Annotated in this window: 1 protein-coding gene; it reads right to left on the minus strand. The window is 70.3% G+C overall.

All coding sequences use genetic code 11. The features are described 5' to 3' along the window. Window positions 1–89: 89 nt before the first annotated feature. The coding region (locus tag TX83_RS24295) for an HvfA family oxazolone/thioamide-modified RiPP metallophore (protein WP_428992592.1) at window positions 90–229 on the minus strand (140 nt) is incomplete at its 5' end.

The raw sequence follows: 229 nt of genomic DNA on the forward strand, positions 1-229 counted from the left end.
GCAGCGGGCCCAGCAGGGCCCGCCGCAGGCCGAGGCCGACGGCATCCGGTTTCAGGGGACGCGAGTGGCTCATCGTCATCGCGCTGCGATCAGACCGAACCGCCGCACTTGCCTTCGCCGCACTTGCCTTCACCGGCCTTCTTGGCCGTCGGCTTGGCGGAGGACTTGACCGCCCCCTTCTTGTCGCCGCCGCACTTGCCCTCGCCGCACTTGCCTTCGCCGGCCTTCT

Source organism: Lysobacter antibioticus HS124, from assembly GCF_000336385.2.
Classification (GTDB): Bacteria; Pseudomonadota; Gammaproteobacteria; order Xanthomonadales; family Xanthomonadaceae; genus Lysobacter; species Lysobacter firmicutimachus.